Genomic DNA, 26510 nt, shown 5'->3' on the forward strand with positions numbered 1-26510 from the left:
CAACCTTGCGCCGTCGATCGTAGCCCTAGCCGCGCGGCGGCGAGCAGGGGCAGCGTGCATCGTTGGACATGATCAAGGCGGCTCAGATCGCCTCGAAGACGACACGCATCCCTGGCTCGACGCGGTCCACGCCCGGTGGAAGCAGCGCTATTCCGTCCGCCCGCGAGATCGCCCGCAGGCTGGCCGAGGAGCCGCGGCCGAGCATGGTGACACGCGACAATCCGTCCGAACCTGCGGCGCCGAGGCACACCGGCACGAATTCCGTGCGGTCGGGACGTTTCTCGTAGGTGAAATCGGCGACGGCCTGCGTCCAGGTCGGCGCGGTGTGCGACAGGCCCGACAGCCTGCGCAGGGCCGGTAGCGCGATCATGCGGAAGGTGACGAGCGTGGCGTTGGGATTGCCGGGAAGGCCGAGGAAGAGCGCTCCGCCAAGCTTCCCGACCTTCACCGGCTTGCCGGGCCGCATTGCGACCTTCATGACGTCGAGCATGCCGCCGCCGGAGCCTACGGCCCAGGTGACGTGGTCTTCCTCTCCGGCCGAAACGCCGCCCGTGGTGATGATTGCGTCGCATTTCGTGGCCGCCCCAGCCAGGGCCGCGGCGATCGCCTCGCGCGTGTCGGGGACGATGCCGAAGTCGAGCACCTCGGCCCAGCGGCACGCGTCGAGACTGGCGCGCAGCATCACGCGGTTCGAGTTGAAGATCTGTCCGGGATGAATCGGCTGGCCCGGCTCACGCAGTTCGTTGCCCGTCGATATCAACCCCACGCGGATCTTTCTGCGGACCGCTATCCCGGCCATGCCCTGACCGGCAAGCAGCGCAAGGTGCTGGGGTTTCAGAGTCTCGCCCGCCTCCAGCAGAGACTCGCCCCGGCGCACGTCCTCTCCGGCGATCCGCACGTTCTGGACCGAACGCTGCTTCTGGTCGATGACGATGGAGTCGCCGTCGACGCGGCACTTCTCCTGCATGACGACGGTGTCGAATCCTTGCGGGACCGGCGCGCCGGTCAGGATGCGGACCGAGCCTTCAGAGGATTGCGCGGGAGTGTCGCCTGCCGCGATGCGCCCCGTCACCTTGAGACGCCACGGACCCTGTCCCGCGAAGGCGTCCGCCTTTACCGCGTACCCGTCCATCGCGGAGGCGTCGAACGGCGGCAGGTTCAGGCTTGCGACGACGTCCATCGCGAGCACGCGGCCGATCGCGGCGAGCAGGTCGAGCGTTTCGGTCTCTGCGACCGGCACCACCGCCGAGGTCGCCTTGGCGGCGGCGATGTCGACGGGAATGACCGCCCCGGTCGCGCCGGCTTCGCAATGATCCGGAAGAGCGAGGGCGGTCAGGGTCATGGTGACTCCGGCAGGGTCTTCAGATAGGCGACGAGATTGACAAGTTCGTCCGGCTTCTTGATGCCGGCGAAGGCCATCTTCGTGCCGGGCACCTTCGCCTTGGGTGCTGCGAGATATTCGGTCAGATGCGCTTCGTCCCAGACGAGACCGGCGGCGCCCGCGTCCTTCATGGCCTTCGAGTAGTTGAACCCTTCGACGGTGCCGGCCGTTCGGCCGATAACGTCGCCGAGATGCGGGCCGACCTTGTTGGTGGTGGTGTCGGTGGCATGGCAGGCGGCGCATTTCTTGAAGACGCCCTTGCCGGCCTCGGTGTCCTGGGCGTGGGCCAAGGATGCGACGAAGACAAAAGCTGCCCCCCCCCACGACCGTCATGGTCGATGACGTCACGATGCACTCCGGTCTGATGCTGAAGGCGCCGCCGGGCCGTTGCCCGGCGGCGCGATGCGCGGTGGTCAGCCCGCGCTGTACTCCATCGACTTGAATGAGAGATCCGCCGCCGAGGCCGGCGCATCGGAGATCTTCCGGATGTTGGCCCAGGTGTGCTTGTAGTTGGGCAGGATGAGTTCGTTCGTCCCGGCATTGACGATGTTGCCCTGCGCGCCGTTGGGGGCGCCGAACACCATGAAGGTCTCCTTCCGCCGTGCGGTCGGCGTCGGATAGACCAGCGCCTGCGTGGCGCCGACGTCGTTGAAGACCTCGACCAGGTCGCCGGCCTTGACCCCGAGTTCGGCCATGTCCTCCGGATTGATCTCGATATAGGGGATCGGGAAACGGTCGGAGACGAAGTCGTTGGCCTTGTCGAGGAACCAGTTCTGCCAGATGACGTTGGCGCGGCCGTTGTTGATGAGGAACGCGTAGTTGTCCCTCTGGTAGGCCTTGCCGGGCGCCTGCAGCCCGCGCCATTCGCCGCCGCAGAACAGCGCCTTGCCGTCCTCGCGGCCGTGCCGCGTGAACTTGCCGTCGGTGTAGAGACGCTTCGTCCCGACCAGCTGGCCGTTCTCGAAGCCGACGACGGGTTCCTGCACGCCGTTGTTGCCCATGGCGCGCAACCGGTCGTAGGTCACTTCCGGATTGCCGGAATGATAGCCGTCCATGAAGGCGTCTTCCTCGGTCTTCCAGTCGTAGCCCTTGAACTGGTCGGCATAGGCCTCGCGGCCCTCCTCGCGCAGCACCCGCTCGAGGTTCTGGGCGAGCCCCGCCGCGATCAGGCAGTCCGGCTTGGCGTTGCCCGGACCGTCCATGTATTTCTCGACCAGCCGCATGCGGCGCTCGCCGTTCATGGAGGTCAGGTTCATCTCGCCGGATTCGACCGCCGGCAGGATGACGTGAGCGGCCTGGCCGATCTGGCTGTGGATGATGTCCACGTTGACCGAGAACAGCCCGCCCGCGTTGATCGCGCCGACAATGGCCTCGACCAGTTCCTCCCGCGTCGCGCCCGCATGGGCGTCCATGGCGTCCTTCACCATGTTGGTCCGGCGGTTGTATTCGCGCTTGAACTCGGTCGCGTTGAGCGTCGTCTTGTAGTGGTCGTTGGCCCAGATGTGATGCACCTTGCCGTGGCCAGCGATGATGAGTTGGTCGATGTAGGGCGCGGGCCGCCCGACATGCGCGTCCGAGGGACGGAAATAGCCTTCCTGGTGGCCGCCGAGACGGCAGACGCCGCCGCCCTCCCGGCCGATATTGCCGGTCGCCAGGCCGATGTTCACCAGCGCGCCGATGACGCGGTAGTTGTCGTTGCCCCAGATGATGCCCTTCTCGTAGCCCGTGGCGCACTTGCGGCGCGAGCCGTCCTCGTTCGGCTTGGCGATCCACTCGGCAGCCTTGACGATGTCGGCCTCGGCAAGCCCGGTGATCGACGCGCCTTCGGCGAGCGACATCTTGCACTTCGCCCGCGCCATCTCGAACGAGCCGAGCGCCGCCGGATGCGCCTCGTCCTGCGGCACAGCGACGTCGCCTTGGAGCGTGGAGGCCGCGATGAAGTCCTTGTCCACCCAGCCCTGGTCGGCGATGTAGGTGAACAGCGTGTTGAACAGCGCGAGATCCGTGCCGGTCTTGATTGCCAGGTGCAGCACGTTGTCCGCGCCGGCTTCCACCTCGCACGCATTGGCGGTCACGGTGCGGCGGGGATCGACGATGATCACCTTGGCGCCGTTGCGCATGCCCGGAACCATGTGGTTCAGGAACAGATTGGTCTGGCATTCCAGCGGGTTGGTGCCGACAAGCATGATCGTGTCGGCGAGCGTATAATCCTCGTATGCGTAGTTCAGTTCGTCGATGCCCATGTCGCGGGTCGAGTGGACCTCGGAATTGTAGGCCGGCCGGTTGTGGATGCGGCAGTTCTTGACCTTCATTGAGCCGAAATAGAGTTTTCCCGTGCCCCAGGTGTTCTCGTAGCCGCCGGCCGAACCGCCATGATCGAACATCGAGACGAACAGGTGGTCCTCGTCGTCCTTGTCGATGACGCGGGCCGTGACGCGGGCAACGAGGTCGAGCGCGTCGTTCCAGCTGGTCGGCTGCCAGGTGCCGTAGCGCCACACCATCGGCTCGGTCAGACGCTGCTGCTGGGTGCCGGTCTTGTCGGAGCGGCGGTTTTCCGCCATGCGCGCGCCGCGCACGGAGCCCAGGCCGGAGTTCACCACGCAGCCATGGTCGGGCTTTATGACGAGGTGGACGTCCTTTCCGTCCTGCTTGACGATGTTGTACATCGACGGCGCATACCAGGCGTCGGTCTCGGCCGGCTGCTGCTCGGCGAGGTTCACGCCGAAGGCGTTGGCGGCGGCGTCGGTGCCGCCCTGCTTGTTCACCGGCCAGGTGTAGGCATGGTAGCCGCATCCGACGATGCAGTAGTGGCAGGTGACATTGTGCTTCTTGGCATCAGCCGGAATGATCGGCAGGCGGTCGATCTGTCGCTTGTAGGCCATTTTCCCCTCCCTCAGAGCACGTTCGACAGGCGGCCGTAGAGCAACTCATCCACGCCCTCGGCGTAGATGTCGCCCTTCTCGTCCACCCTCAGCGCGTATTGCGGCAGGTTCTGCGTGGCCTGACCCCAGACCTGCTGGCCGCCGGCTTCGCAGTCGAAGCGGGAATAGTGGCCGGGGCAGTTCAGCGTGCGGTCGGCGGCGACGTAGTTGAGCGGAAATCCCTTGTGCGGGCAGATGGTCGAGAAGCCGACGATGTCGCCGTCCGGGCCGGCGCCGCCCTCGACGGGGGTGCCGAGCTTCAGGAGCACGCCCGGCGCATTCTCGTCCGGGTAGGACACGTCGAACGGCTCGTTCGGCTTGAGGTCGGCGACGTTTCCAAGCCGGTTGGAAGGATAGTCGACCCGCGCAAGGGCAGCCGCCTTTGCTGGCGCGGCTGGCAGCGCAACGGCGGTGGCGGTAGCGGCGGCAGCAAGTGCGCCGCCTCGCAGAAACTGTCGACGGCCGACATCGACCAATTTGGTGCAGCGATCCATTCCATCCTCCCTGGTTCGCGAGTGGGTACGCGAGGGGATGCTGCAAGGAGGGTGCCAGTCCGGGAGGAACGGCCGACACGAGCAAATTCAGGCACTTGCGGAACGTGCGAAAAAGCTGCGTCCGGATTTCCGGACATGCTGCGCCGCCGTTGGTCCGGAAACCCGGACGGAGCCGCAAATTCAGGATTCCGGTCGATTTCGACGCCCCGCGGCGCTATTCTATCCAGCGGGAGGAACGATGACGTGACCGCGCGGCACCCAGCCACGAGCCAGGGTCTCGACCGCCGTTCGGCGCTTGCGCTGTGCGGCGGCGCAGCCGTTTCGCTCGTGCTTGCGCCAGGGCGAGCCTCCGCGCAGGAGGGATTCAAGTTCGGCCTGACGCCGGTCTTCCTGTCGAACGATCTCGAACTGCTCGCGCTCTTGCGCGCCTATCTCACCGAGGCGATCGGCGAACCCGTGGAACTGGTCAGCCGTCGGACCTATCAGGAAATCACGGCGCTGCTCGTCGCGGGCCAGCTCCATGCGGCGTGGATCTGCGGCTATCCTTACGTGCAGTTCAAGTCGGAGCTCGATCTCGTGGCCACCCCGTCTTGGCACGGCAGGCCGCTCTACCAGTCCTATCTGATCGCCGCCGCCGACAGGCAAACCGAGCGGTGGGAAGACCTGAAGGGCGATATTCATGCCTTTTCCGATCCCGACTCCAACTCCGGCTTCCTCGTCACGCGCGCACTACTCGCCGAGAACGGGCTGAAGCCGGAAGGCTTCTTCGCCCGCAGCTTCTACACCTACGGCCACCGCAACGTGATCCGCGCGGTCGCGTCGGGTCTCGCCCAGTCCGGCAGCGTGGACGGCTATGTCTGGGACGTCATGCGCGAGATGGAGCCCGGCCTCGTGGACCAGACGCGGATCGTGCGCCGCTCCGAATGGCTGGGATTTCCGCCCGTCGCCTCGGCCCGCGCGCTTGCCGGCGACGCGCGCCTCGCCCGCCTCAAGGACGCATTGACGGGGATGGACCGTCACGAGGAAGGCCGCAAGGTCCTGGCGCTGCTGCGGCTCGACGGCTTCGTCGCCACCGAGCCGGCCCTGTTCGACACGATCGCCGCCAAGGTCGATGCGGTGAGGCGGTTCGGATGAGGGTCTTCGGTCGCCTCCGCGCCATTCCGGTCTCGTACCGCGTGCCCATCCTGGTGGCGCTGCTGATGGTGACGATCAGCGCGGTGATCTCCGAACGGGTGCTCGACCGCCTGTCGCGCACGCAGGAAGCCTTCATCGACGGCCTCGCCGGCAGCTATCTCGACGGATTGACCGCGGCGGTGCTGCCCGCCGTCTTGCGCGGCGACGTCTGGGAAGTCTTCGACGCGCTCGACCGGTCGCAAAAGTCCTACCAGGCGCTGTCGCCGATCGAGGCCGTCGTCACCGGTGCCGACGGCAAGGTTCTGGCGGCCACCGATCCGACGCGCATCCCGTCCTTCTCGGAGCTTCCGGAGGCCTATGCCGCGCGTTACGGGGCGAGCACGGTGACCTTCGACCGGGAGGCGGACACGGGTTTCGCCTATCGCGACCTCGTCTACCAGGGCCAGAAGATCGGTGCGATCCACACCGCCTTCGACGCCTCGCACATCTTTGCCGAACGCCGCGAGATCCTGGCGACGCTGCTTGTCACCAACGGCGTACTGGCGGCGATCTTCTCGCTTGGCGGCTTCCTGCTGGTCCGCCGCATGATCGAGCCGATGCGCGTGCTCGAGGATCACATGCGCGCCGCGGCGAACGGTGTCGCCGAACCCATTTCGTCGCGCGAGTTCCCGTCGCGGGGCGGCGAAGTGGCGAGCCTCTTCAGCGGCTACAATGCGCTCGTTCATGCCGAGCGCGAACGCGCCAACTTCGCCATGCAGCTTGCCGAGGAGGAGAAGCTGGCAAGTCTCGGGCGGCTGGCCTCGGGCATGGCGCACGAGATCAACAATCCGCTCGGCGGTCTGTTCAACGCCATCGACACCCTGAAGACGCACGGGCGGACGCCGGGCGTGCGCGACACCTCGATCAGTCTGATCGAGCGCGGGCTGAACGGCATCCGCGAGGTCGTCGAGGCCGCGCTCGCCACCTACCGCCCCGAACGATCCGCCCGGCCTCTGAGCGCCGACGACCTCGAGGACATCAAGGTACTGATGAAACCCGAGCTGCGCCGGCGCAGGCAGAGACTGGACTGGCGGGTCGACTGGCCGGCCGGGTTCACTGCTGCGATCCCTGGCGGTCCGGTGCGGCAGGCGGTGCTGAACCTTTTGCTCAACGCCAGCGCCGCCACGCCGGAGGCAGGCGAAATCGGTCTGAGGGTCGAGCGGACGGCGCACCGGTTGAAGATTTGGGTCTCGGACGAGGGTCCGGGAATGCCCAGGGATTCGATCGCCATGCTCAGCGACGACGATCCCGGCCCGGCCGTCCGCGCCGGAAGAGGGCTCGGCCTTTGGATGGTGCGCCGCATGGTCGAAGCCTGCGGGGGAAGGGCCACCGTCGAAGCAAGACCGTCGGGAGGGTCGGTCGTGACCCTGATCCTGCCGATCAAGGAGGAAGCATCCCATGAACGCAATCATGCCGCCTGAGCGCGCCCGCGTCGGGCTGGTCGAGGACGATCCGGTCATGGGCGGCTCCATCGTCCAGCGGCTGGAACTCGAAGGCTGGGACGTGTGCTGGTGGCAGACGGGCCACGAGGCCGTTGCCGGACTAGGCCGCGTCGCCGGCGCGCTCGACCTCGTGATCTGCGACATTCGCCTGCCGGACATGTCCGGCGAGGCGGTGTTCGAGCAAATGGCCCGGCAGCCGAACACGCCGCCGTTCCTGTTCGTCACGGGCTTCGCCGAGATCGACCAGGCCGTCCGCCTCATGCGCTCCGGCGCGGTCGACTTCATGACCAAACCCTTCGCCATGGAGGATTTCCTGAAGCGGATTGCCACCGGCCGCCGCAGCACGCGCGGGGGCGCGCGGCTGAAGGAATACATGCTCGGCCGGTCGCCCGCGATCCAGCACGCCGAAGACCTCATCGATCGCTACGCGGCGCATGACCTGCCGGTGCTGATCACCGGAGAGACCGGATCGGGCAAGGAGGTCGCGGCGCGGCTCCTGCATCAGGTTTCGGCGCGCGCGGAGCAGCCCTTCGTCGCGGTAAACTGCGCCGCAATCCCCGCCGATCTCCTGGAAAGCGAACTCTTCGGCCACGAGAAGGGCGCCTTCACCGGCGCTCATCAGCGCCATCTCGGCTATGCCGAGCGCGCCAGGGGCGGCACGCTCTTCCTCGACGAGATCGGCGACATGCCGGCCGCGCTTCAGGCCAAGCTGCTGCGCCTGATCGAGAGCGAATCCTTCACCCGCCTCGGCGGCGAAGCGGCGGTACCCTTCCGTGCGCGCATCGTCGCGGCCACCCACCGCAACCTCGCGCCCGGTCAGTCGTCGGGCTTCCGCGAGGATCTCTACTTCCGGCTCGCCGTTCTCCCGGTCGACATACCGCCGCTCAGGCAGCGGCCGGAGGACATCGTCTGGCTGCTCGACCACTTTCTGGAGAATGCCGCGGCACGCTCGGACGCTTGCATCCGCGGCTTCAGCGCCCTGACGGAGGAAGCAGCCCTGGCGCACCCGTGGCCCGGCAACGTGCGCGAGCTGCGCAACCGCGTCGACCGGGCGGTGGCGCTGACCGCGTCCGAGTGGATCATGCCGGGCGACCTCTTTCCCGATCGACCGGGAACGCAAGCCAGACCGGGCTTCCTCCCGCTGGCCGACGTCCGCGATGCGGCCGAGCGCCGGCAGATCGAGCGTGCGCTCGAACAGACCGACGGCCAGGTCATCAAGGCCGCCGAACTGCTGGGCATCGGCCGCTCGACGCTGTGGGAGAAGATGACGCGCCTCGGGGTTCGAGCGTGAGACACACTCGCTGGTTCTCGGCGTTATCGAGAGTTGTGAGCCGTGCCAACTCCGAGACCGGCAGGGCAGGGCGGTCGCGACCGCTTGACCCAAGTTGCTGGAACAGACGCCCCCCAGCGCTATCCCATCCGCTTCGTCATCCTCTGCCGACCGAAGTGCAGCGGAAGGAGAGCCGAGGATCCATGCCTGAGAGGCGGTGACGGGTAAGGTGGCGGAGAGGGCGGTTCCCTGCAGCGCCTCAAGCTGACGGTATGCTCGGGCATGAATCCCAGGGTCTGCGCGACGCCGCATCGCGGCTGCTCGGCCCTGGGATGACGAAGGCAGGGGTGCCGTCGCTACTCGGCGCCCGCGCGGGTTGCGCGGGCGGAACGTTGCCGTTCTCCCCCTCAACTACACCCGCTCGTGCTTCCGCACGTGTCGCACTTCTCGCAGGTCCCGTTCCGCACCATGGTGAAGTTCTGGCACTCCGAGCACATGTTGCCGGTGTAGCCTTGCATGACCGCCTTGGCGCGGCGTTCGGCGGCGAGCGCCTTGGCTTCGGCGGCTTCCTTGGCCGCGGCATCGGTGAAGAGTTCGCCGGTGGCGGATGCCGCGTTGGCGGTTTCCTCGAATGCCAGGTCCTCGGCCAGTTCCTTCGCCCGCTCCTCGTAGTCGCGCTTGAAGGCGACCGCCTCCTGGCGCAGTTCGGAGACGGCGGGCTTCAGGGCAGTGACGGTGGCGGCGGCCGACGAGATCGCCCTGACGTTGGAGCCCGAAAAGGCGGTCGGGGCCGAGCGCGCCGGCTGTGGGGCGGCGGCGGCAGAACCCTTGGGGTCGGAGCCGGAGCCCGATACCACCTTGAGCGGCGAGGCGCCGCGCATCAGGCCCTTGGAGAAGGGCGTCGACTTGCCTTCCGAAATCCCCTTGCCGAGCGCGGTGTTGGAGAAGTCGGACATGTCGACATGCGCGAGGTCGTGGCGCGACAGGTAGGAGACGGCGAGTTCCCGGAACACGTAGTCGAGGATCGACGTGGCGTTCTTGATGGCATCGTTGCCCTGCACCATGCCGGCCGGCTCGAACTTCGTGAACGTGAACGCCTCGACATACTCTTCCAGCGGCACGCCGTATTGCAGGCCGAGCGAGATCGCGATGGCGAAGTTATTCATCATCGCCCGGAAGGCGGCGCCCTCCTTGTGCATGTCGATGAAGATCTCGCCGAGCCGCCCGTCGTCGAACTCGCCGGTGCGCAGGTAGACCTTGTGCCCGCCGACCACGGCCTTCTGGGTGTAGCCCTTGCGGCGGTTGGGCAGCTTTTCACGGTCGCGGTAGAGCCGCTCGACCACGCGCTCGACGATCTTCTCCGTGACGATCGCCGCGCGTGCGGCGGTGGGGGCCGCGACCAGTTCGTCGACCAGATCCTCCTCGTCGTCCTCGTCGGCGATCAGCGAGGAATTGAGCGGCTGCGAGAGCTTGGAGCCGTCGCGGTAGAGCGCGTTGGCCTTCAGCGCCAGCTTCCAGGAGAGCATGTAGGCCGACTTGCAATCCTCGACGGTCGCGTCGTTGGGCATATTGATCGTCTTGGAGATGGCGCCCGAAATGAAGGGCTGCGCGGCGGCCATCATGCGGATGTGGCTGTCGACCGACAGGAAGCGCTTGCCGACCTTGCCGCAGGGATTGGCGCAGTCGAAGACGGGCAGGTGCTCGGCCTTGAGGTGCGGCGCGCCTTCCAGCGTCATCGCCCCGCAGACGTGGATGTTGGCGGCCTCGATGTCCTTGCGGGAAAAGCCGAGCGCGGCGAGCATCTCGAAGGAGACGTCGGAGAGCTGCTCGTCGGTAAAGCCGAAGGTCTCCTTCACCCAGTCGGCGCCGAGCGTCCACTGGTTGAAGACGAACTTGATGTCGAAGGCACTCTTCAGCGCGCCGTTGAGCACCGCGATCTTGTCGTCGGTGAAGCCTTTTGCCTTGAGCGATGAAGGGTTTACGGCCGGAGCCTGATTCAGGTTGCCATGGCCGACGGCATAGGCCTCGATCTCGGCGATCTGCGCCTCCGAGTAGCCCAGCGTGCGCAGCGCCTCCGGAACCGCGCGGTTGATGATCTTGAAGTAGCCGCCGCCGGCGAGCTTCTTGAACTTCACCAGCGCGAAGTCGGGCTCGATCCCGGTGGTGTCGCAGTCCATGACGAGGCCGATCGTGCCGGTCGGCGCGACGACGGTCGCCTGGGCGTTGCGGTAGCCGTGCTCCTCGCCGAGCTCGATGGCGCGGTCCCAGGCGGCTTTCGCGTGCTCGACCAGCGCGGGCTGGGTGAGGTCGGAGGCGACGAGCGGGACGGGGTGGACCGACAGCTTCTCGTAGCCGTCGCGTTCGCCATAGGCGGCGCGGCGGTGGTTGCGCATCACGCGCAGCATGTTGCCCGCATTGCGGTCGTAGTCGGGGAAAGCGCCGAGTTCGCCGGCCATCTCGGCCGAGGTGGCGTAGGCGACGCCGGTCATGATCGCGGTGAGCGCTGCGCAGATGGCGCGGCCCTCGGCGGAATCATAGGGAATGCCCGACGTCATCAGCAACCCGCCGATGTTGGCATAGCCGAGGCCGAGCGTGCGGTATTCGTAGGAAAGCCGTGCGATCTCCTTGGAGGGGAACTGCGCCATCATGACCGAGATCTCGAGCACGATGGTCCACAGCCGCACCGTGTGCTCGTAGGCCGCGATGTCGATGTCGCCGCCATGCTGCCGGTAGGGCAGCAGGTTGATGGAGGCGAGGTTGCAGGCCGTGTCGTCGAGGAACATGTACTCCGAGCACGGGTTCGACGCGCGGATGGCGCCGGCCGACGCGCAGGTGTGCCAGTCGTTCATCGTGGTGTTGAAGTGCAGGCCCGGATCGGCGGACGCCCAGGCGGCGTAGCCGATCTTCTCCCACAGGTCGCGGGCCTTCAGCGTCTTCATCACCTTGCCGTCCTTGCGGGCGGTCAGGTTCCAGTCGCCGTCGGTCTCCACCGCGCGCAGGAAGTCGTCCTTGAGCGAGACGGAGTTGTTGGAGTTCTGGCCCGAGACCGTAAGGTAGGCTTCCGAATCCCAGTCCGTGTCGTAGGTCTTGAACTCGATGGCCGTGTAGCCCTGGCGGGCGAACTGGATGACGCGCTGGACGTAGTTTTCCGGCACGCCGTCCCGCTTGGCGTCCTTGACTGCGCGCTTCAGCGCCGGGTTGCGGTTGGGGTCGTAGCAATCGCCGTCCGGCCCTTCGCAGTTGATGCAGGCCTTCATGACGGCGGTCATGTGCTTCTTGACAATTTTCGATCCGGTGACGAGCGAGGCGACCTTCTGCTCCTCCTTCACCTTCCAGTCGATGTAGTCCTCGATGTCGGGATGGTCGATGTCGACCACGACCATCTTGGCCGCGCGCCGCGTCGTGCCACCGGACTTGATCGCGCCGGCTGCCCGGTCGCCGATCTTGAGGAAGCTCATCAATCCCGACGACCTGCCGCCGCCCGACAGCTTTTCGCCCTCTCCGCGCAGGTGGGAGAAGTTGGAGCCAGTGCCCGAGCCGTACTTGAACAGGCGTGCCTCGCGCACCCACAGGTCCATGATGCCGCCCTCGTTGACGAGGTCGTCGGCGACCGACTGGATGAAGCAGGCATGCGGCTGCGGATGCTCGTAAGCCGACTTCGACTTGGTCAGCTTGCCGGTGAACGGGTCGACGTAATAGTGGCCCTGGCCGGGGCCGTCGATGCCGTAAGCCCAGTGCAGGCCGGTGTTGAACCACTGCGGCGAGTTGGGCGCGACGCGCTGGGTGGCCAGCATGTAGGCGAGTTCGTCACGGAAGGCGCGCGCGTCGTCCTCGGAGGCGAAATAGCCGCCCTTCCAGCCCCAGTAGGTCCAGGTGCCGGCGAGACGGTCGAAGACCTGGCGGGCGTCGGTCTCGGAGACGTAGCGCTCGTTCTCGGGGAGCTTGGCGAGTTCGGCCTCGTCGGCGACGGAACGCCACAGGAAGGAAGGGACGGAGGTCTCCTCGACCTTCTTCAGGCGAGCGGGGACACCAGCCTTGCGGAAATATTTCTGTGCCAGCACGTCGGTCGCGACCTGGCTGAACTGCGCCGGGACGTCGATGTCGGCCAGGCGGAATACGATCGAGCCGTCCGGGTTGCGGATCTCGCTGACTGCCTTGCGGAAGTCGATCTCCGCATAGGCCGCCCGCTCGCCATGACTTTCCTTCGTGAACCGCCGTTCGATGCGCATCTGTTGTCCCTCTGATCCCTAAATATAGAGCCTTTTCCACAGGCCATCCATGGCCGTTTCGAAGGCAAATGTCCGCCGCATCCGGGCCCCCATGAGGACGCCCGGCTCTCCTTGCGCGATTTGTCGCCTGATCGACATGGACACCGCCTCTACTCTCGCGCCGTCCCAGCCTCCGACGAACCCTCGCGGGTCCCGATGTTACGCTTGATACGATTCTCGCTCTGGAAGCGGAGATCACCGTATCTAGTACCAAGGGTGGGCGCAAACACTAAATATAGTGTTAACAGGAGATTTACGCCACCTCTAAAATTCGCCCCTCATCGCCTCGATACAGGCAGCAAGGCCACCCTCCCGCCAGCCTCGCAACAGGCGGAAAACGGACCCGACGCACCAAAATCAGGAAAATTGACCGGCCTCTGACGCACCGGCCGCGCCCTCGAAACGCGAGCGCATGGCCAACAAAAACCGACTCGTCCCGAAGCGTCAAGGATTCGTTTCGCGACAGCTTCGTGACGCTAGATGTTGTGGGCTTGGGTGTGGATAGCGGGGATGCGGCAATTCGGACGCTTGCCGATCCGGAAGGCATGCCCGGGGCGGTCCTGCGGTGCTATCTGCCTTCGAAGCGCGGCGGGCGTTTCTGCCGGAAGGCTTCGCGGCCTTCGCGGTAGTCGTCGCTGCCGAAGGTGAGGTTGCCGAGTTCCAGGGCCTGTTCGACGTCGGCCGGCTCTCTCGACAGGACCGCGCGGATCGCGGCCTTCGACGCTCGCACCGAAAGCGGAGCGTTGCGGGCGATGTTGCCGGCGATCTCCGCGGCGCGTGCTTCGAGTTGCGCGAGATCGCCGACCGTTTCGAGCAGGAAACCCGCCCGCTTCGCGTCCACCGCGCCGAGGCGGTCGGTCGAGTAGGCGAGATAGCACGCCATCTGTATGCCGGCGGAATGCACGATGTCCTGCATGGCGTCGACCGGATAGGCGAGGCCGAGCCGTGCCGCGGGGACGCAAAACAGCGCGTCTTCCGTGGCGATCCTGATGTCGCAGGCGGCCGCGATGCCCAGGCCGCCGCCGAAGCAGATGCCCGAGATCGCCGCGATGGTGGGAACGTGCGCATTGCGTATGGCCGCGAAGGCCGCCGAATTCGCCGCCTCGTAGCGGCGCGCGGTGGCGGCGTCGCCGCGCAACTCGGAAAATTCGCCGATGTCGGCTCCGGCGGAAAAGTCGCGGCCGGCGCCGCGAAGGACGATCGCCCGCGTCGCCGTATCTCCGCCATATGCCAGGATCGCCTCGGCCAGTGCACGCCACATGTCGAACGTCAGCGCGTTTTTCTTCTCCGGCCTGTCGATCGTGACGGTAACGACACCGTTATCGTCGCGATGTACCGCGATCCGGCGATCCAGGGCGGCTTGATTCTCGGCCATTTCAATCCAATTGAAGAAGCGTTGAGGAAATTGCGGTTCTATGGCAAGCGGTTCTGGCGTAAGTTCCGCGCCTCGACAAGCCGGGCGCCAAGGGAGCGAAGGCATGAGCACACGCAGCATCCGGTCCAGCGAGATCCATCCCGTCGATCCCATCTGGGATTCGGTCCGCCAGGAGGCCGAGGCAGCCGTCCAGCGTGACCCGCTGATGGCCGCCTTTCTTTATTCGACCATTCTCAACCACGATACGCTCGAAGGCGCGGTCATCCACCGTATCGCCGAGCGACTCGGGCACAACGACCTGCCCGCCAATTTGATCGGGCAGACCTTCGAGACCATGCATCGGGCCAATCCCGGGTGGAGCGCGATCGTCCGGGTCGACATCCAGGCCTACTACGACCGCGACCCTGCCTGCGACCGGTTCATCATGCCGGTGCTCTATTTCAAGGGCTTTCACGCCATCCAGACGCATCGCCTGGCGCACTGGCTCTGGAACGAGGGACGCCGGGACTTCGCACTCTACCTGCAGAGCCGTTCGTCGGCCATCTTCCAGACCGATATCAATCCGGCCGCGAAGCTGGGCAAGGGCATCTTCATCGACCATGCCACCGATCTGGTGATCGGCGAGACGGCGGTCGTGGAAGACAACGTGTCGATCCTGAACGGCGTGACCCTGGGCGGGACCGGCAAGGTGACCGGGGATCGCCACCCCAAAATCCGGCGTGGAGTGCTGATCGGCACGGGTGCAAAGATTCTCGGCAATATCGAGATCGGCCATTGCAGCAAGGTGGCGGCTGGCTCGGTCGTCCTGAAGCCGGTGCCCAACAACAAGACGGTGGCCGGCGTTCCGGCGCGGATCGTCGGCGAAGCCGGATGCGACGAGCCATCTCGCGCGATGGACCAACTGCTTTCCAGCGAGGACTGATCCGCGGGCGGAAAGTTCGGACGGAGCCTTTCGGGGCGTTTGGGGTTTACATCGTCGAACTGCGCGTGCCAGAAGCGCCGCCAATGCGGCCCGACGCCGCGCCAGCCCCAGCGACCGGGAGACGTCGATTGAAAGCCGAAGAGATCAGGAAGCTAGACGCCTATTTCAAACGCACGTTCCAGAACCCCACGCTCCAGGTGAAGGCGCGCCCGCGCAAGGACGATTCCTGCGAACTCTACGTCGGTGACGAGTTCCTCGGCATCATCTTCAAGGATGAGGAAGAAGGCGAGCTTTCCTACAACTTCTCGATGGCAATCCTGGACGTCGATCTGCAGTAAGGCCGGCCCCGATCAGGTGCCGGTCTTGATCGTGGCTTTCGAGTAGGCCAGGACGGCGGCATCGATCCTCCTCCAGGCCGCGAGCAGACTTGAGGGAAAGCGGTAGACCAGTGCGAGATCGTCGCCGACGAAGACGTCGCGTTCGCAGTCGGCCAGCGACTTTTCCGCAACCGCCCCCGTCAGGCAGCGCGCCACGAAAGTCCCGGCACCAGTCTCATCCGGACCGACGACCAGCATCTCGTTCATATAGCCTGATTTTTCGATGAATTCGTAGTTCGTCAGTCCCGCCGATCCCGCCTTGCCGGGGGAGCGGATGAGCGATCTGTAGATCGGCTCCAGCCGTCCGCTCATGTCGCGCGACATCATCCTCGGCTCGAACGACAGGAACAGGATGTTGCGGGCGCCGCCCGCATGGTTGAAGTCGTCGCGCAGGTCGGCTCGATACCCCTTCATCTCCGGCCATTTCAGGTAGAGGTGCAGCCCCGCCGCGACGCCGTGCCGTCTCTCGTTCTCGAAGCGGATGGCATTGGCCGGCACGACAAGGACGTTGTTGCCGATCACGATCTCGCGCAGCGTCTGGTCCTCGGTGTGGCCGCCGAGCGCGATGGAGCGTCCGGCATACTTGCCGCCGATGCTGATCAGGGCTGACAGGACGGCCATCGCGGCAAAGACCGCGAACACCTTCAAAATGAAGCCTTCGCCGAAAGCGGCTGTGGATTGCGTGTCGGAAGCGGCTGTCGGCAACTTGGCTTTCCCGAGCGGTTTTGCGAGTGCCGAACCGGGACGGTCCGGCGGCATGGATCTTGCGAGTCGCATGACCTTGGGACTGCTATGGTAAAGGGACGGTAAAAATGGCGGGTGTCTGGCTGGTCTCCTTCGTGTTCCTCTCCGGCCTCGTGTTCTCCGGCCTGGGCGGGACCGTGCTCGAGATATGGGGCGGCCGCAGGCTCGCCTTCGCCGATCCCTTCGTCTCGCGACAACACATGTTTCGGTCGCTCTGGATGACGGCCATTTCCGGACCCTTCATGCTGGTCAACGAGGCGGCGACGGCCTTGCGCGCGCGAAGGATCGGCGTTCCCTCCCTGTTCAGCTGCGTGCTGCTTTCCCTCACATGGGTCTTTCTGACCGGCATCGTCGTGCTGGACGTTGCATTCTTCCTGTCCGATCTGCTCTTTAAGGCCTGACATTCACGGAAGACGGGAGAATGGCGGCATGCCGATCTATGCAATCGACGGGAATACTCCGCAGTTCGACGACCGGCAATCGAACTGGATCGCACCGGACGCGACGCTGATCGGCAAGGTCAGGCTTGGACGCAATGCCGGCATCTGGTTCGGGGCCGTGCTGCGCGGCGACAACGAGGCGATCGAGATCGGCGAGGACAGCAATGTGCAGGAACACACGGTCATGCACACCGACATCGGATTTCCGCTCCGGGTCGGGAAGGGATGCACCATCGGCCACCGTGCCCTGCTGCATGGCTGCACCGTCGGTGACAACAGCCTGATAGGCATGGGCGCCATCGTGCTCAACGGTGCCCGTATCGCGGAAGACTCGCTGGTCGGGGCCGGGGCGCTCGTGACCGAGGGAAAGGTGTTCCCGCCGCGTTCGCTGATCGTGGGCTCGCCGGCGAAGGCGATACGGCAACTCGACGATAAGGCGGTGGAACTGCTGCGCTGGTCGGCCGCGCATTACGTCGAGAACGGGCGACGTTTCCTGAAGGGCCTGACTGCGGCCTGACGATGCCTTGAAAAAGGTGGAGCCGGCCCTGGGGACAAAGGGCCGGCTCCGTGTGCCCGGTCGTTGGGGACGGGGAGGGTGGGGACTCGACCGGGAACCTCTCTGTCTACTGGACGCTGGCGACGGATGTGCTGCGCCCGTCCTGGATGGAAACCCACTCGCCCGAGTTGCGGGACGACTGGCGTTTCAGGAAACTGTAGTTGGTCTCGGCCCATGGCAGGACGAGCGGTTCGAGATTGTCGAGGACGAAGTCGCCGAGATGCGTCTCGACGGTCAGCACGGCATGGCCGTCACCATTCGGTTGGCGCACGACGGTGACCAGGAGATTGGAAGCGGGCACGCCCGCCTGCATCAGCCGCCGCCGCTTCTCGAGCACGTAGTCCTCGCAGTCGCCGACGGTCTCGGGATAGGACCAGTATTCCTCGCGGCCCCACATCTCGTAGTCCGTGCGGGGTGCAACCGACGTATTGACGGCATGGTTGACCTGAACGATGTCCTTCCAGAGCTTCCGGGTCAGTTCCACCGGATGTAGGCGCTCCGTGCGGACGGCGCATTCGTCCGGTAGCCGGCGGCAGAACTCGTAGTGGCCGACCGGTTGGGTGGTGCGGCCACCGGTGGCCATGAATGGCTCGCTCGCTGTGGCACCGAAGCTTCCCGCAATCCATAGGGCCGCCGTCCAGAGCGCCAGCTTGTGTCCCCGCATTCCCATCGCCTCTTCTCCCCGTTCCGAGAGTAGAATGGCAGATACGGATTTATTTGACGCGAAGCAGGGCGCTCAGATTTAAGTAAAGACCTGTTTTGATCTGATTGAAACAAGAATAAAAATAGAATAGAAATTGTGTAAAATTGTACGAAAGTGCATATGGCGCGCCGGGAAGGGGCGCGGGAAGGCCGCCGCGGCAGCGGCGTGAGGCGTTCAGAGGGTGGAATGAGCGCGCGCCCGCATCCCGCGGCTGTCGCAGCAACGGTCGCGTGATGATGGCGCGGCGCCTAGGGATGCGTGGAGGAACTGAATTCCGTCTCGAGCGTGTCGGGACGCTGGAGGGATGCGAATTCGACGGCCACGCCGTCCTCGAAGTGACGGACAACGCGACCGCGCATCGTGCCCAGGGTTACGGGCGTTCCGAGTGCCGGTTTCACGTCGATCTCAACGGCGGCTCCCGAGAGCGAGAGATCGACGATACGGCACTGGTACTGGCGGCCATCCATAAGGTGCAGCTCGCTCACCGGGTTGCGCGGTGATACGCGCTCGTGGCGGCGATCCTCGGGCAGGTCGAGTTCGTGCTTGTTGGCAAGCCAGGTCAGTTGTGCGGCAAGCTTGTCCTTCTTGCGGTCGGACGCAATGATCGTCATTGCGAAGCCGTCCTCGACCTGCCGTGTGACGACGCCTTCGATCCGTCCGATGTGGTCGATATAGGCGATGACCTTCTCGCCGAGTTCGCCCATGCGGTCGGCACGAAGCAGGGCGTTGCCCGGCGACATGTCAATGACCTGGCAAGGGTGCTCCGTGCGATCTTCCAGCATGAAGCGCCCGTAGATCTTGACGCGCACGCGCTGGAAATAGCGCCGCTCGGCCCTGGACGGCGTGATATCTGTCGCCGCTAACGTCATCTCGATGATCGCCTACCTGTTCCGCTGTGCCTGGCCGAGAAGGGCTACCATCACTCTATCGCCGCATGAGTTAACAGTCGGTAAGCCGCAAGCCCCGATTGCACGAAAAGAAACGGTTCGTTAGGCAAGACGCGTCACCCGCCTCGGCCACCCTCGATGACCACGAGATGGCGGAACCGGCGCCGCCGCGTGCCCTCATGCGAAGAAAGGCTTTCGTCGGTCGGCACGAGGGGAGGGGCCGCCACGACCGCTTCGGGCGGAAGGAAGCGCGCCTCGTTGTCGGGATCGACCACCCTGGTGGTCGCGATCGAGCACTCCACCACGGGATCGGCGCCGAGCCAGTAGGGCTTCTCGAACGGACAGATCGACCCGAGGGCGCGCGGATTTTCGGTACCGCCGTCCAGCGGCAGGAGCAGGAGTTCGAATTCCAGCGATCGGCCCTGCTTCGTCATACCCTGGACTATGGCGACCGAAACGGACTTCTTCGAGAACCCGCCCCGCGCGAGTTCGGCCGCCATGCCCTGGTCGGCATGACCAAAGAGAGATGCGAAGGCGAAACCCTTCAGCTCGCGCCCGAAGGCGGCGCACAGCCGCGTCCCGGCCAGACGGAAGACCGCGTCCCCACGCAGGTCCCGTTCCAGGATGAACGTGTCGGCCAGCATCGTCTTGATGTCGGCCGGCTCGATCTCCGTCCTCTTCGGTGCCGTTCGTCCGTTGCGCAACCTGTCCCAGTACTGGAACAGGGCGACCGTCGATGTCTGTTTCATACGTCCCCACTCATGCCTGCATTCGCTTTTTTGTCTCAACTGCGCACAACGGGGCGACCTCCGGTGTGCTACATGCAGGACTGAGCAGGTTGCATGCCAGCCTCATTAACGATTGTTCACGGCTCGGAGCCGTTAAGGTTAACGAAACCTTTCGATTGATCCCAAGCGCAAGCCGTGAGAGAAGAAGTGGACTCCAGAAGTCACTGTTTCAAAGCAGAATTTCGGCTTGGGACTAGCTCGGGGATTTGGGTAGGGACTCGGCCGGCCGTCCAGGGGAAACCCTGGGCGGCTTTTTTTCTTAACGCTTTGCATGTCCGTCGGGCATTGGAGCATCCGCCTTGCCGGCCCTATATGGCGGCCAGACCGGAGCATCGAAAGTGACAGCCAATCCACTCGAAGACACGACCGGACGCCACGAGCCGGACGGGCCGCCGCCGCCGCCGCAAAGGCGTGAGCCGGCCTTCAATATTCCCCGCGTCGTGCTCGCCTTCATCGCCGCCTGCGTGGCCATCCACCTCGTGCGGCTCTACGTGCTGTCGCCGCAGCAGGATCTCGAGTTGATCATCGCGGGGGCATTCATTCCCGTCCGCTACTCCGGTCAGTATCTGTTCGAGATATGGGCGGTGACGAGCCCCCTTACCTATTCGCTCCTCCATGGCAGCGTGGCGCATCTCGCCATCAACATGATCTGGCTGGCGGCCTTCGGATCGCCGCTCGCGACGCGGCTGGGGGCAGGGCGGTTCGTCCTTTTCTGGTGCGCGACCTCGCTGGCGGCCGTAGGGCTGCACTACGTGCTGCACATGGACAGCCAGGCGCCGCTGGTCGGAGCATCGGGCGCGATCTCCGGCATGATGGGCGCTGCCGCCCGTTTCGGCTTCAGGACCGAACGCGGCAGGGGCACGTCGACCTTTTCGGGACCGCTGCTGTCGATCGTCGAGACTTTCCGGTCCCGGGCGGTCGTCACCTTCCTCGCGGTGTGGATGATCGTGAACCTCGCGACAGGGCTCGCCAGCGGGATTCCGGGAGCCGACGGCATGATCGCATGGGAGGCGCATATTGGCGGCTTCCTCGCGGGTTTCCTTGGCATCCGCCTGTTCGACCGCAGAACGAGACGGTCCTGATCCTTCTTGCATTGGACCGATTCCGATAGCACGATGCAGTTCAGCGGCAGGCGGGGGTGAGACGCCGAATGGCCGCGGAAGGAGGACGTACATGCTCGTCAAGAACATTCTCGCCGAAAAGGGGAATGACGTCGTCACCATCGATCCGGAGAGTTCGCTCGCGCAGGCAGTGGAGCTCCTGGCGGAAAAGCGCATCGGCGCCATCGTCGTCACCAGGGGAGGAGGCCGCATAGGCGGCATCCTTTCCGAGCGCGACATCGTGCGCATGCTGAGCGCGGAGGGACCTTCCATGCTTGAGAAGCCGCTCTCTTCGGCGATGACCTCGAAGGTGAAGGTCTGTCACGAGGAGAACACGATCAACGAGGTGATGGAAATCATGACCGCCGGGCGCTTCCGGCACCTACCAGTGGAACGCGACGGCAAGCTCGTCGGCATCATCTCGATCGGCGACGTTGTCAAGAAGCGCATCGAGGAGGTCGAGCACGAGGCGCAGGAAATCCGCAACTACATCGCTACTGCATAGCGCGGAAGCTCGACTGAGGCTGCGAATCTGGTGGCCGCTCCACGGCCGCCACCTTTCGCGCCTCCACCTATGGAAAGCGTGGATTGAGGCTACGCGTCGGCGACGAAATCGAAGAGTTCGCGGTTGCGGCAGTAGCCGGGGGCATGCGCCGGAGCGGCGGCCTTGTCGAGCCAGGAGGCGCATTCCTCCGCGTGGCCGCACGAGAGGCAGCGGAACGTGGCGTTGCGCATGACCGACGGCGCATCCGGCATTTGCGTCACCGCCTCGCGCACGTCGAGCTTGCGCATCATGCGCTCCATGAGATCGGCCCGGTTCGAAATGCGGTCGAGAATATTGAAGTATCCCATGACGCTGTGCCTCCGCGAGAATCTGAAAACAAATATCGATCCGTCGGCGACCGCACGCCTTGACATGGATCAAGCGCGGCAAGCCTTGCCACGCCGCAGGGATTGTTCTAGCCAACGGCCAAGTCCCGATTTTCGAGGTTTTCGAGCCGCAATGAGCATCATCGACACGCGCACGCCCGATCCGAAGCGGCTGATTTCCGGCGCGACCGGCGATTGGGAGATCATCGTCGGGCTGGAGGTGCACGCGCAGGTGACCTCGAACTCCAAGCTCTTCTCTGGCGCCTCGACCGACTTCGGCGCCGCGCCCAACGCAAACGTCAGCCTGGTCGACGCGGCCATGCCCGGCATGCTGCCGGTGATCAACGAGGAGTGCGTGAAACAGGCGATCCGCACCGGGCTGGGGCTGAAGGCGCAGATCAACCTCCGCTCTGTGTTCGACCGGAAGAACTATTTCTATCCCGACCTGCCGCAGGGCTACCAGATCTCGCAGTACAAGCAGCCGATCGTCGGCGAGGGCAAGGTGGTGGTTTCGGTCGGTCCGGACCGCCAGGGCAATTTCGAGGACATCGAGGTTGGGATCGAACGTCTCCATCTGGAACAGGACGCGGGGAAATCCCTGCACGACCAGCACCCGACCATGTCCTATGTCGACCTGAACCGCTCGGGCGTCGCGCTGATGGAGATCGTGTCGAAGCCCGACATCCGCTCCGCCGACGAGGCAAGGGCCTACGTGACCAAGCTGCGCACCATCATGCGCTACCTCGGCACTTGCGACGGCAACATGGACGAGGGCTCGCTGCGCGCCGACGTCAACGTCTCGGTGCGCAAGCCCGGCGGCGAGTTCGGCACGCGCTGCGAGATAAAGAACGTCAACTCGATCCGTTTTATCGGCCAGGCGATCGAATCCGAAGCACGGCGCCAGATCGCGATCATCGAGGACGGCGGCACGATCGACCAGGAAACTCGGCTCTTCGACCCCGTGAAGGGGGAGACGCGTTCGATGCGCTCCAAGGAAGAGGCGCACGACTACCGCTATTTCCCCGATCCTGATCTCTTGCCGCTGGAGTTCGACCAGGCCTATGTCGATGCGCTCGCCGAAGGCCTGCCCGAGCTTCCCGACCAGAAGAAGCAGCGCTTCGTCAAGGAGATGGGGCTGTCGGCCTACGACGCCTCCGTGCTGGTGGCCGAGAAGGCGACGGCCGACTTCTTCGAGAAGGTCGCAGCGGGCCGCGACGGCAAGACGGCGGCGAACTGGGTCATCAACGACCTCCTGGGAGCCTTGAACAAATCCGGCAAGGATATTGAAGCGACTCCGGTTTCGGCCGCCCAGCTCGGCGCGATCATCGACCTGATCCGGGAGGGCACGATCTCCGGCAAGATCGCCAAGGACCTCTTCGAACTCGTGTGGAACGAGGGCGGGGACCCGCGCGCGCTGGTCGAGAGCCGCGGCATGAAGCAGGTTACCGACACCGGCGCGATCGAGAAGGCGGTGGACGAGGTCATTTCGGCCAACCCGGACAAGGTCGAACAGGCGAAGGCGAAGCCGAGCATGGCCGGCTGGTTCGTCGGCCAGGTGATGAAGGCCACCGGCGGCAAGGCCAATCCCCAGGCGGTCAATGCGCTGGTGAAGGAAAAGCTCGGGGTCGAGTGAGCATGTTCGTCCGCACCGCAGGCGTCCTCGACCTGCCGGCTATCCGCGATCTCTTGGTGGAGACCTGGCACGCGACCTACGATGCCATCTACGGGGCGGACCGCGTGGCCGCCATCAACGACGACTGGCACGCGCTCGCTTCGCTTAAGGCGCGGCTCGACCGCCTGGACGCCGAATTCATCGTCGCCGACGACGGGTCCGAGATCGCCGGAATGGCCTTCGCCAGCGCTTCCGATGAAGGCAAGACGGTGGTGTTGCACCAGCTCTACGTGCGCCAGGGCCGCCAAGGCCGCGGCATAGGCGGCATGCTGCTCGACGAGATCATCGACAGCTTTCCCGATGCGGACACCGTCCGGCTCGAGGTGGAGGCGGCGAACGCCCGAGCGATCGGCTTCTACACGGCGGAAGGGTTCGTCGAAGCGGGCAGCACGCAGAACTGCGGCAGGCAGGATTCGGGCATCCCGGCGCTGATCTTCGAACGCAAGCTCGTCTGATCACCGCCCCCGGCGCAGGGCAGCCTTCCAGCGCAGGGGATTGCCGAGCGCCATTTCCCTCAGGAAGACGAAAAGTCCCGCGCCAGCGATCAGAACGATGCCGAGCCAGGCGATCGCGTCCGGCCAGTCGCCCCAGAGCGCGATGCTCCAGAGGATTGCGAGCGGCATGGCGACGTATTCGAATGGCGCGATGAGCCCAGCCTGCGAGATCCGATAGGCCTGGCTGACGAGATAGCCGCCGATCGAGCCGAGGACGCCGATGCCGGCGAGCAGGAGGAAGTCGGATGTCGGCGGCCATATCCAGGCGCGCAGCAGGAACTCGAGATTGGCGTTGCCGGAGCCGCTGAATCGGCCGTCGCCGAACACCAGCCCGATCGTGCCCGAAAAAAGGATGAAGATGAAGTTCAGGTAGAAGGTCAGCGTCGAGGCCTTCTCCGTCACGCCGATCTTGCGCGTCGTGATCTGGAGCAGGGCATAGAAGAATGCCGAGAAGAGCGGCAGGAGAGCCGCATACTGGAAGGCCGAGCCGCCCGGACGGATGATGATGACGACGCCCGCCAACCCGACCAGCACGGCGACCCAGCGGCGCGGACCGACCGTTTCGCCAAGCAGCAGCACCGAAAGCGCCGTGATGAACAGCGGCGCGACGAAGTAGATCGCCGTCGCCTCGCCAAGCGGCAGGGTCGCCAGGCCGGTGTAGAAGGCCATGTTCGCGGTAACCACGATCGCGCCGCGCAGCGTATGAAACCGCAGGCGCTTGGTGAGCAGGTTCCGGTAGGATCCCTCGAGCGGCACGAAGACTGCGAGCGTGATGCAGATCGCGAAGAGGCTGCGGAAGAACGTGATCTCGTGCAGGGGATAGTCGCCCGACAGCCACTTGATGGCGACGTCGTTCAGGGAAAAGGCCGTCGCGGCGCCCATCGCGCATAAGATGCCGGCAATGTTGGCGCCGAATCGGCCGTCGGCGCCCGGCGCGGCATCCCCGCGGCCGGTCACGCCGACGCTGCCGTGAGACTTGCGGAGTTCATTGCATGTCTGTCTCCGCGCCCCGGGGATCACACACGCGCACCGCCGCGCATTCGATCGGAAGTTCGTTGAAGCTCGCGTCGCAACTGACCTCCGCAGCTTCGACGAAGGCGTTGCCGACCGGACCCTGCGCCTGCGCGCGCGCCGGAAGAATAGGTCGGCATCGCCAGGGCGGCGAATGCGACGCGCGAAGCCATCTCGAATTTCCTCGTACTTGCAGCTAGAGCCGGGGCGGCCCGGAGAGTCGGGCGCACAATAGCCGGAGAAGCGGAAATTGAAACAGGCGTCTGATGTCCCCCTGATCCGGGAGGCACGGGAGGAAGACATACGCTCGCTGGTAGCGCTCTTTGCCGCCGATTCCATTGGCGGCCACGGCGATACGGTCGACGAATCGGCCTATCCCTCCTATCTCGCGGCGTTCCGCAGGATATCGGCCAGCCCCTGCGACTCCCTCTACGTGGCCGAACTCGGCGGCGAGATCGTCGGAACGTTCCAGACGACGCTGACGCCGATGGTGACGGGACGGGGGCGTCTCGTCATGACGATCGAGGCGGTGCAGACCCGTGCCGACATGCGCGGGCGGGGGATAGGAGCCACCATGATGCGGGCCGCGATCAAAATTGCGCGACAGGCCGGCGCGGGCCTCGTGCAGCTCTCCTCGAACAGGGATCGCGAGGCCGCGCACCGCTTCTACGAGCGGCTGGGCTTTGCGCGCAGCCACTACGGCTTCAAGATGAAGCTCGACTGAAAGGCGGGCTGTACGCAGTTCGCCTGAGGCCGAGAGCTAACGGCCGGCCACGTCGAGGAGCCGTGTGCGCTTCTTCAGGGTTCGCAGGAAAAGGTAGAGTACCGCTCCGCCCGCGAGCGTGAGCGCCCATGCCAGGTCGATGTGTTCGGGGTGTTCCGTCAGGTACTCGTGCAACTGGTCGATGATGAAGAACGATGCCACGATTGCGAAGAACCCCGAATATTCCCTGCGCAGGACGTTGCGAACCGAGAATGGGAGGACCGGCGCGCGCCAGCCCGTAAGGCGCGGCAGGAAGACGGGAGTCTGCGAGGCCCAGGCAAGGTAGGGTTTGCCGAACTTCTCCGCGAGAAACGCTTCCTCGGCCGCGATGATGCGCTCCAGATAGAGCCATAGGAAAAGGCCCATGATGACGAACACGAAGACATCCTGGGTAAAGGCGGCGATCGCCATGTAGATGACCGCGTTGCCGAGGTACAGAGGGTTGCGGGTCAGCGAATAGAGCCCGGTGGTGTTGAGCGTTTCGGCAAGCTGTCCGCGGGTGTTGCGCCCGGACGTGCCGCCCGGAACGTAGCCGACGGTGAAGCCCCTGACCGCGAGCCCGGCGAAGGCGAACGCGATGCAAGCGCCCTCGAAGACGGAGTCGAAAAAGGATCCGAATTCGACCTCGACGACCTCCGGCTTGGAGAGGGCGATGAGGAACAGCGGAGCAAGGCCGAGCAGGAAGTAGCTCCGCCACCTGAAGAGCCAGTTTCCCTGTCGGGCCAGGAGATCGGAAACCATGCGCGTATCCCTCACAGATGCTGCAATCGAGCAGATTGGCCTCAATAGCGGCGCGACTGGGGCGGAACATTGATGTTCATCGACAATGAGGGAGACTTTTCGTCGCATTGGAGGGACG

The 26510-nt window shown here is 65.1% G+C and carries 25 protein-coding genes; 12 read left to right on the forward strand and 13 right to left on the reverse strand.

Annotation, left to right across the window (positions count from 1 at the left end):
- Nucleotides 1-82: 82 nt before the first annotated feature.
- The 4 genes from ABGN05_RS29055 to ABGN05_RS29070 form a co-directional block, all read right to left on the reverse strand.
- On the reverse strand, nt 83-1342 hold the full coding sequence (locus tag ABGN05_RS29055) for a molybdopterin molybdotransferase MoeA (protein WP_367957534.1): 1260 nt from the start codon (nt 1340-1342) through the stop codon (nt 83-85).
- A complete protein-coding gene (locus tag ABGN05_RS29060; RefSeq protein ID WP_367957535.1) occupies nt 1339-1671 on the reverse strand; it encodes a c-type cytochrome in 333 nt (110 codons plus the stop codon). The genes ABGN05_RS29055 and ABGN05_RS29060 overlap by 4 nt, the downstream gene beginning before the upstream one ends.
- Before the next feature lie 123 nt (nt 1672-1794).
- Entirely contained in the window at nt 1795-4263 is a 2469-nt protein-coding gene (locus ABGN05_RS29065; RefSeq protein WP_367957536.1) for an arsenate reductase (azurin) large subunit, read from the reverse strand.
- Nucleotides 4264-4274: 11 nt separating this feature from the next.
- Entirely contained in the window at nt 4275-4796 is a 522-nt protein-coding gene (locus ABGN05_RS29070) for an arsenate reductase (azurin) small subunit (RefSeq protein ID WP_367957537.1), read from the reverse strand.
- 243 nt (nt 4797-5039) lie between these two features.
- Here ABGN05_RS29070 and ABGN05_RS29075 point away from each other — a divergent pair, with 243 nt between their 5' ends.
- Genes ABGN05_RS29075 through ABGN05_RS29085 form a run of 3 tightly spaced genes read left to right on the forward strand, consistent with a single transcriptional unit; the run spans nt 5040 to nt 8702 of the window.
- Nucleotides 5040-5930: a substrate-binding domain-containing protein gene (locus ABGN05_RS29075; RefSeq protein ID WP_373695994.1), complete on the forward strand. Its 891-nt coding sequence runs from the start codon at nt 5040-5042 to the stop codon at nt 5928-5930.
- Nucleotides 5927-7390: a sensor histidine kinase gene (locus ABGN05_RS29080; RefSeq protein ID WP_367957538.1), complete on the forward strand. Its 1464-nt coding sequence runs from the start codon at nt 5927-5929 to the stop codon at nt 7388-7390. The genes ABGN05_RS29075 and ABGN05_RS29080 overlap by 4 nt, the downstream gene beginning before the upstream one ends.
- Nucleotides 7380-8702: a sigma-54-dependent transcriptional regulator gene (locus tag ABGN05_RS29085; RefSeq protein ID WP_373695997.1), complete on the forward strand. Its 1323-nt coding sequence runs from the start codon at nt 7380-7382 to the stop codon at nt 8700-8702. Before ABGN05_RS29080 ends, ABGN05_RS29085 begins: the two co-directional genes overlap by 11 nt.
- A gap of 386 nt (nt 8703-9088) precedes the next feature.
- Here the strand turns inward: ABGN05_RS29085 and ABGN05_RS29090 are convergent, their stop codons facing one another.
- Together ABGN05_RS29090 and ABGN05_RS29095 are read right to left on the reverse strand one after the other, a co-directional pair.
- Entirely contained in the window at nt 9089-12910 is a 3822-nt protein-coding gene (locus ABGN05_RS29090) for a vitamin B12-dependent ribonucleotide reductase (protein WP_367957540.1), read from the reverse strand.
- A 607-nt stretch (nt 12911-13517) separates the two neighbouring features.
- The gene (locus ABGN05_RS29095; protein ID WP_367957541.1) at nt 13518-14324 is read right to left on the reverse strand and encodes an enoyl-CoA hydratase-related protein; all 807 of its coding nucleotides are present in this window, start codon (nt 14322-14324) and stop codon (nt 13518-13520) included.
- A gap of 103 nt (nt 14325-14427) precedes the next feature.
- Here ABGN05_RS29095 and cysE point away from each other — a divergent pair, with 103 nt between their 5' ends.
- Together cysE and ABGN05_RS29105 are read left to right on the forward strand one after the other, a co-directional pair.
- Nucleotides 14428-15246 carry a serine O-acetyltransferase gene (gene cysE / locus ABGN05_RS29100; RefSeq protein ID WP_367957542.1) on the forward strand — a complete coding sequence of 273 codons (819 nt, stop codon included), beginning with the start codon at nt 14428-14430 and terminating at the stop codon, nt 15244-15246.
- A gap of 128 nt (nt 15247-15374) precedes the next feature.
- Nucleotides 15375-15584 (forward strand): DUF3126 family protein, encoded by a 210-nt coding sequence (locus ABGN05_RS29105; protein ID WP_367957543.1) that lies wholly within the window; start codon nt 15375-15377, stop codon nt 15582-15584.
- Between the two features lie 12 nt (nt 15585-15596).
- Here ABGN05_RS29105 and ABGN05_RS29110 read toward each other — a convergent pair whose 3' ends face one another.
- Nucleotides 15597-16328 (reverse strand): hypothetical protein, encoded by a 732-nt coding sequence (locus ABGN05_RS29110; RefSeq protein ID WP_367957544.1) that lies wholly within the window; start codon nt 16326-16328, stop codon nt 15597-15599.
- Nucleotides 16329-16435: 107 nt separating this feature from the next.
- Between ABGN05_RS29110 and ABGN05_RS29115 the strand changes: the two genes are divergently transcribed.
- Both ABGN05_RS29115 and ABGN05_RS29120 read left to right on the forward strand, forming a co-directional pair.
- A complete protein-coding gene (locus ABGN05_RS29115; protein WP_367957545.1) occupies nt 16436-16768 on the forward strand; it encodes a DUF6949 family protein in 333 nt (110 codons plus the stop codon).
- Nucleotides 16769-16796: 28 nt separating this feature from the next.
- Entirely contained in the window at nt 16797-17324 is a 528-nt protein-coding gene (locus ABGN05_RS29120; RefSeq protein ID WP_367957546.1) for a gamma carbonic anhydrase family protein, read from the forward strand.
- Between the two features lie 106 nt (nt 17325-17430).
- On the opposite strand, the gene ABGN05_RS29125 is transcribed toward ABGN05_RS29120, so the two are convergent.
- From ABGN05_RS29125 to ABGN05_RS29135, 3 genes are all read right to left on the reverse strand, one after another.
- Nucleotides 17431-18027, reverse strand: a complete 597-nt coding sequence (locus ABGN05_RS29125; RefSeq protein WP_367957547.1) for a transglutaminase-like cysteine peptidase — start codon at nt 18025-18027, stop codon at nt 17431-17433.
- 287 nt (nt 18028-18314) lie between these two features.
- Nucleotides 18315-18935 carry a PilZ domain-containing protein gene (locus ABGN05_RS29130; RefSeq protein ID WP_367957548.1) on the reverse strand — a complete coding sequence of 207 codons (621 nt, stop codon included), beginning with the start codon at nt 18933-18935 and terminating at the stop codon, nt 18315-18317.
- Nucleotides 18936-19069: 134 nt separating this feature from the next.
- Entirely contained in the window at nt 19070-19702 is a 633-nt protein-coding gene (locus ABGN05_RS29135; protein WP_367957549.1) for a PAS domain-containing protein, read from the reverse strand.
- 377 nt (nt 19703-20079) lie between these two features.
- On the opposite strand from ABGN05_RS29135, the gene ABGN05_RS29140 reads away from it, so the two are divergent.
- Together ABGN05_RS29140 and ABGN05_RS29145 are read left to right on the forward strand one after the other, a co-directional pair.
- On the forward strand, nt 20080-20823 hold the full coding sequence (locus ABGN05_RS29140) for a rhomboid family intramembrane serine protease (protein ID WP_367957550.1): 744 nt from the start codon (nt 20080-20082) through the stop codon (nt 20821-20823).
- A gap of 91 nt (nt 20824-20914) precedes the next feature.
- Nucleotides 20915-21346 (forward strand): CBS domain-containing protein, encoded by a 432-nt coding sequence (locus tag ABGN05_RS29145; RefSeq protein ID WP_367957551.1) that lies wholly within the window; start codon nt 20915-20917, stop codon nt 21344-21346.
- Nucleotides 21347-21435: 89 nt separating this feature from the next.
- Here the strand turns inward: ABGN05_RS29145 and ABGN05_RS29150 are convergent, their stop codons facing one another.
- Nucleotides 21436-21693, reverse strand: coding sequence for a DUF6455 family protein (locus ABGN05_RS29150; protein WP_367957552.1), 258 nt, complete (start codon nt 21691-21693; stop codon nt 21436-21438).
- A 151-nt stretch (nt 21694-21844) separates the two neighbouring features.
- Between ABGN05_RS29150 and gatB the strand changes: the two genes are divergently transcribed.
- Complete coding sequence (gatB, locus tag ABGN05_RS29155) at nt 21845-23344, forward strand: Asp-tRNA(Asn)/Glu-tRNA(Gln) amidotransferase subunit GatB (RefSeq protein WP_367957553.1); 1500 nt, start codon at nt 21845-21847, stop codon at nt 23342-23344.
- 2 nt (nt 23345-23346) lie between these two features.
- Nucleotides 23347-23838: a GNAT family N-acetyltransferase gene (locus tag ABGN05_RS29160; protein ID WP_367957603.1), complete on the forward strand. Its 492-nt coding sequence runs from the start codon at nt 23347-23349 to the stop codon at nt 23836-23838.
- Here ABGN05_RS29160 and ABGN05_RS29165 read toward each other — a convergent pair whose 3' ends face one another.
- On the reverse strand, nt 23839-24834 hold the full coding sequence (locus ABGN05_RS29165; protein ID WP_367957554.1) for a DMT family transporter: 996 nt from the start codon (nt 24832-24834) through the stop codon (nt 23839-23841). It lies immediately after the preceding gene.
- Between the two features lie 304 nt (nt 24835-25138).
- On the opposite strand from ABGN05_RS29165, the gene ABGN05_RS29170 reads away from it, so the two are divergent.
- The gene (locus tag ABGN05_RS29170; RefSeq protein ID WP_367957555.1) at nt 25139-25612 is read left to right on the forward strand and encodes a GNAT family N-acetyltransferase; all 474 of its coding nucleotides are present in this window, start codon (nt 25139-25141) and stop codon (nt 25610-25612) included.
- A 36-nt stretch (nt 25613-25648) separates the two neighbouring features.
- Here ABGN05_RS29170 and ABGN05_RS29175 read toward each other — a convergent pair whose 3' ends face one another.
- Entirely contained in the window at nt 25649-26392 is a 744-nt protein-coding gene (locus tag ABGN05_RS29175; protein WP_367957556.1) for a methyltransferase family protein, read from the reverse strand.
- Between the last annotated feature and the right edge of the window lie 118 nt (nt 26393-26510).

The sequence above is a fragment of the Aquibium pacificum genome, assembly GCF_040839445.1.
Lineage (GTDB): Bacteria > Pseudomonadota > Alphaproteobacteria > Rhizobiales > Rhizobiaceae > Aquibium > Aquibium pacificus.

What these genes read in the sequence shown, in the direction of transcription:
- ABGN05_RS29055 (WP_367957534.1), bottom strand. Translation starts at nt 1,342, where the DNA reads ATGACCCTGACCGCCCTCGCTCTTCCGGATCATTGCGAAGCCGGCGCG.
- ABGN05_RS29065 (WP_367957536.1), bottom strand. Translation starts at nt 4,263, where the DNA reads ATGGCCTACAAGCGACAGATCGACCGCCTGCCGATCATTCCGGCTGAT.
- ABGN05_RS29070 (WP_367957537.1), bottom strand. Translation starts at nt 4,796, where the DNA reads ATGGATCGCTGCACCAAATTGGTCGATGTCGGCCGTCGACAGTTTCTG.
- ABGN05_RS29080 (WP_367957538.1), top strand. Translation starts at nt 5,927, where the DNA reads ATGAGGGTCTTCGGTCGCCTCCGCGCCATTCCGGTCTCGTACCGCGTG.
- ABGN05_RS29085 (WP_373695997.1), top strand. Translation starts at nt 7,380, where the DNA reads ATGCCGCCTGAGCGCGCCCGCGTCGGGCTGGTCGAGGACGATCCGGTC.
- ABGN05_RS29090 (WP_367957540.1), bottom strand. Translation starts at nt 12,910, where the DNA reads ATGCGCATCGAACGGCGGTTCACGAAGGAAAGTCATGGCGAGCGGGCG.
- ABGN05_RS29095 (WP_367957541.1), bottom strand. Translation starts at nt 14,324, where the DNA reads ATGGCCGAGAATCAAGCCGCCCTGGATCGCCGGATCGCGGTACATCGC.
- cysE (WP_367957542.1), top strand. Translation starts at nt 14,428, where the DNA reads ATGAGCACACGCAGCATCCGGTCCAGCGAGATCCATCCCGTCGATCCC.
- ABGN05_RS29115 (WP_367957545.1), top strand. Translation starts at nt 16,436, where the DNA reads ATGGCGGGTGTCTGGCTGGTCTCCTTCGTGTTCCTCTCCGGCCTCGTG.
- ABGN05_RS29120 (WP_367957546.1), top strand. Translation starts at nt 16,797, where the DNA reads ATGCCGATCTATGCAATCGACGGGAATACTCCGCAGTTCGACGACCGG.
- ABGN05_RS29125 (WP_367957547.1), bottom strand. Translation starts at nt 18,027, where the DNA reads ATGCGGGGACACAAGCTGGCGCTCTGGACGGCGGCCCTATGGATTGCG.
- ABGN05_RS29130 (WP_367957548.1), bottom strand. Translation starts at nt 18,935, where the DNA reads ATGACGTTAGCGGCGACAGATATCACGCCGTCCAGGGCCGAGCGGCGC.
- ABGN05_RS29135 (WP_367957549.1), bottom strand. Translation starts at nt 19,702, where the DNA reads ATGAAACAGACATCGACGGTCGCCCTGTTCCAGTACTGGGACAGGTTG.
- ABGN05_RS29145 (WP_367957551.1), top strand. Translation starts at nt 20,915, where the DNA reads ATGCTCGTCAAGAACATTCTCGCCGAAAAGGGGAATGACGTCGTCACC.
- ABGN05_RS29150 (WP_367957552.1), bottom strand. Translation starts at nt 21,693, where the DNA reads ATGGGATACTTCAATATTCTCGACCGCATTTCGAACCGGGCCGATCTC.
- gatB (WP_367957553.1), top strand. Translation starts at nt 21,845, where the DNA reads ATGAGCATCATCGACACGCGCACGCCCGATCCGAAGCGGCTGATTTCC.
- ABGN05_RS29160 (WP_367957603.1), top strand. Translation starts at nt 23,347, where the DNA reads ATGTTCGTCCGCACCGCAGGCGTCCTCGACCTGCCGGCTATCCGCGAT.
- ABGN05_RS29175 (WP_367957556.1), bottom strand. Translation starts at nt 26,392, where the DNA reads ATGGTTTCCGATCTCCTGGCCCGACAGGGAAACTGGCTCTTCAGGTGG.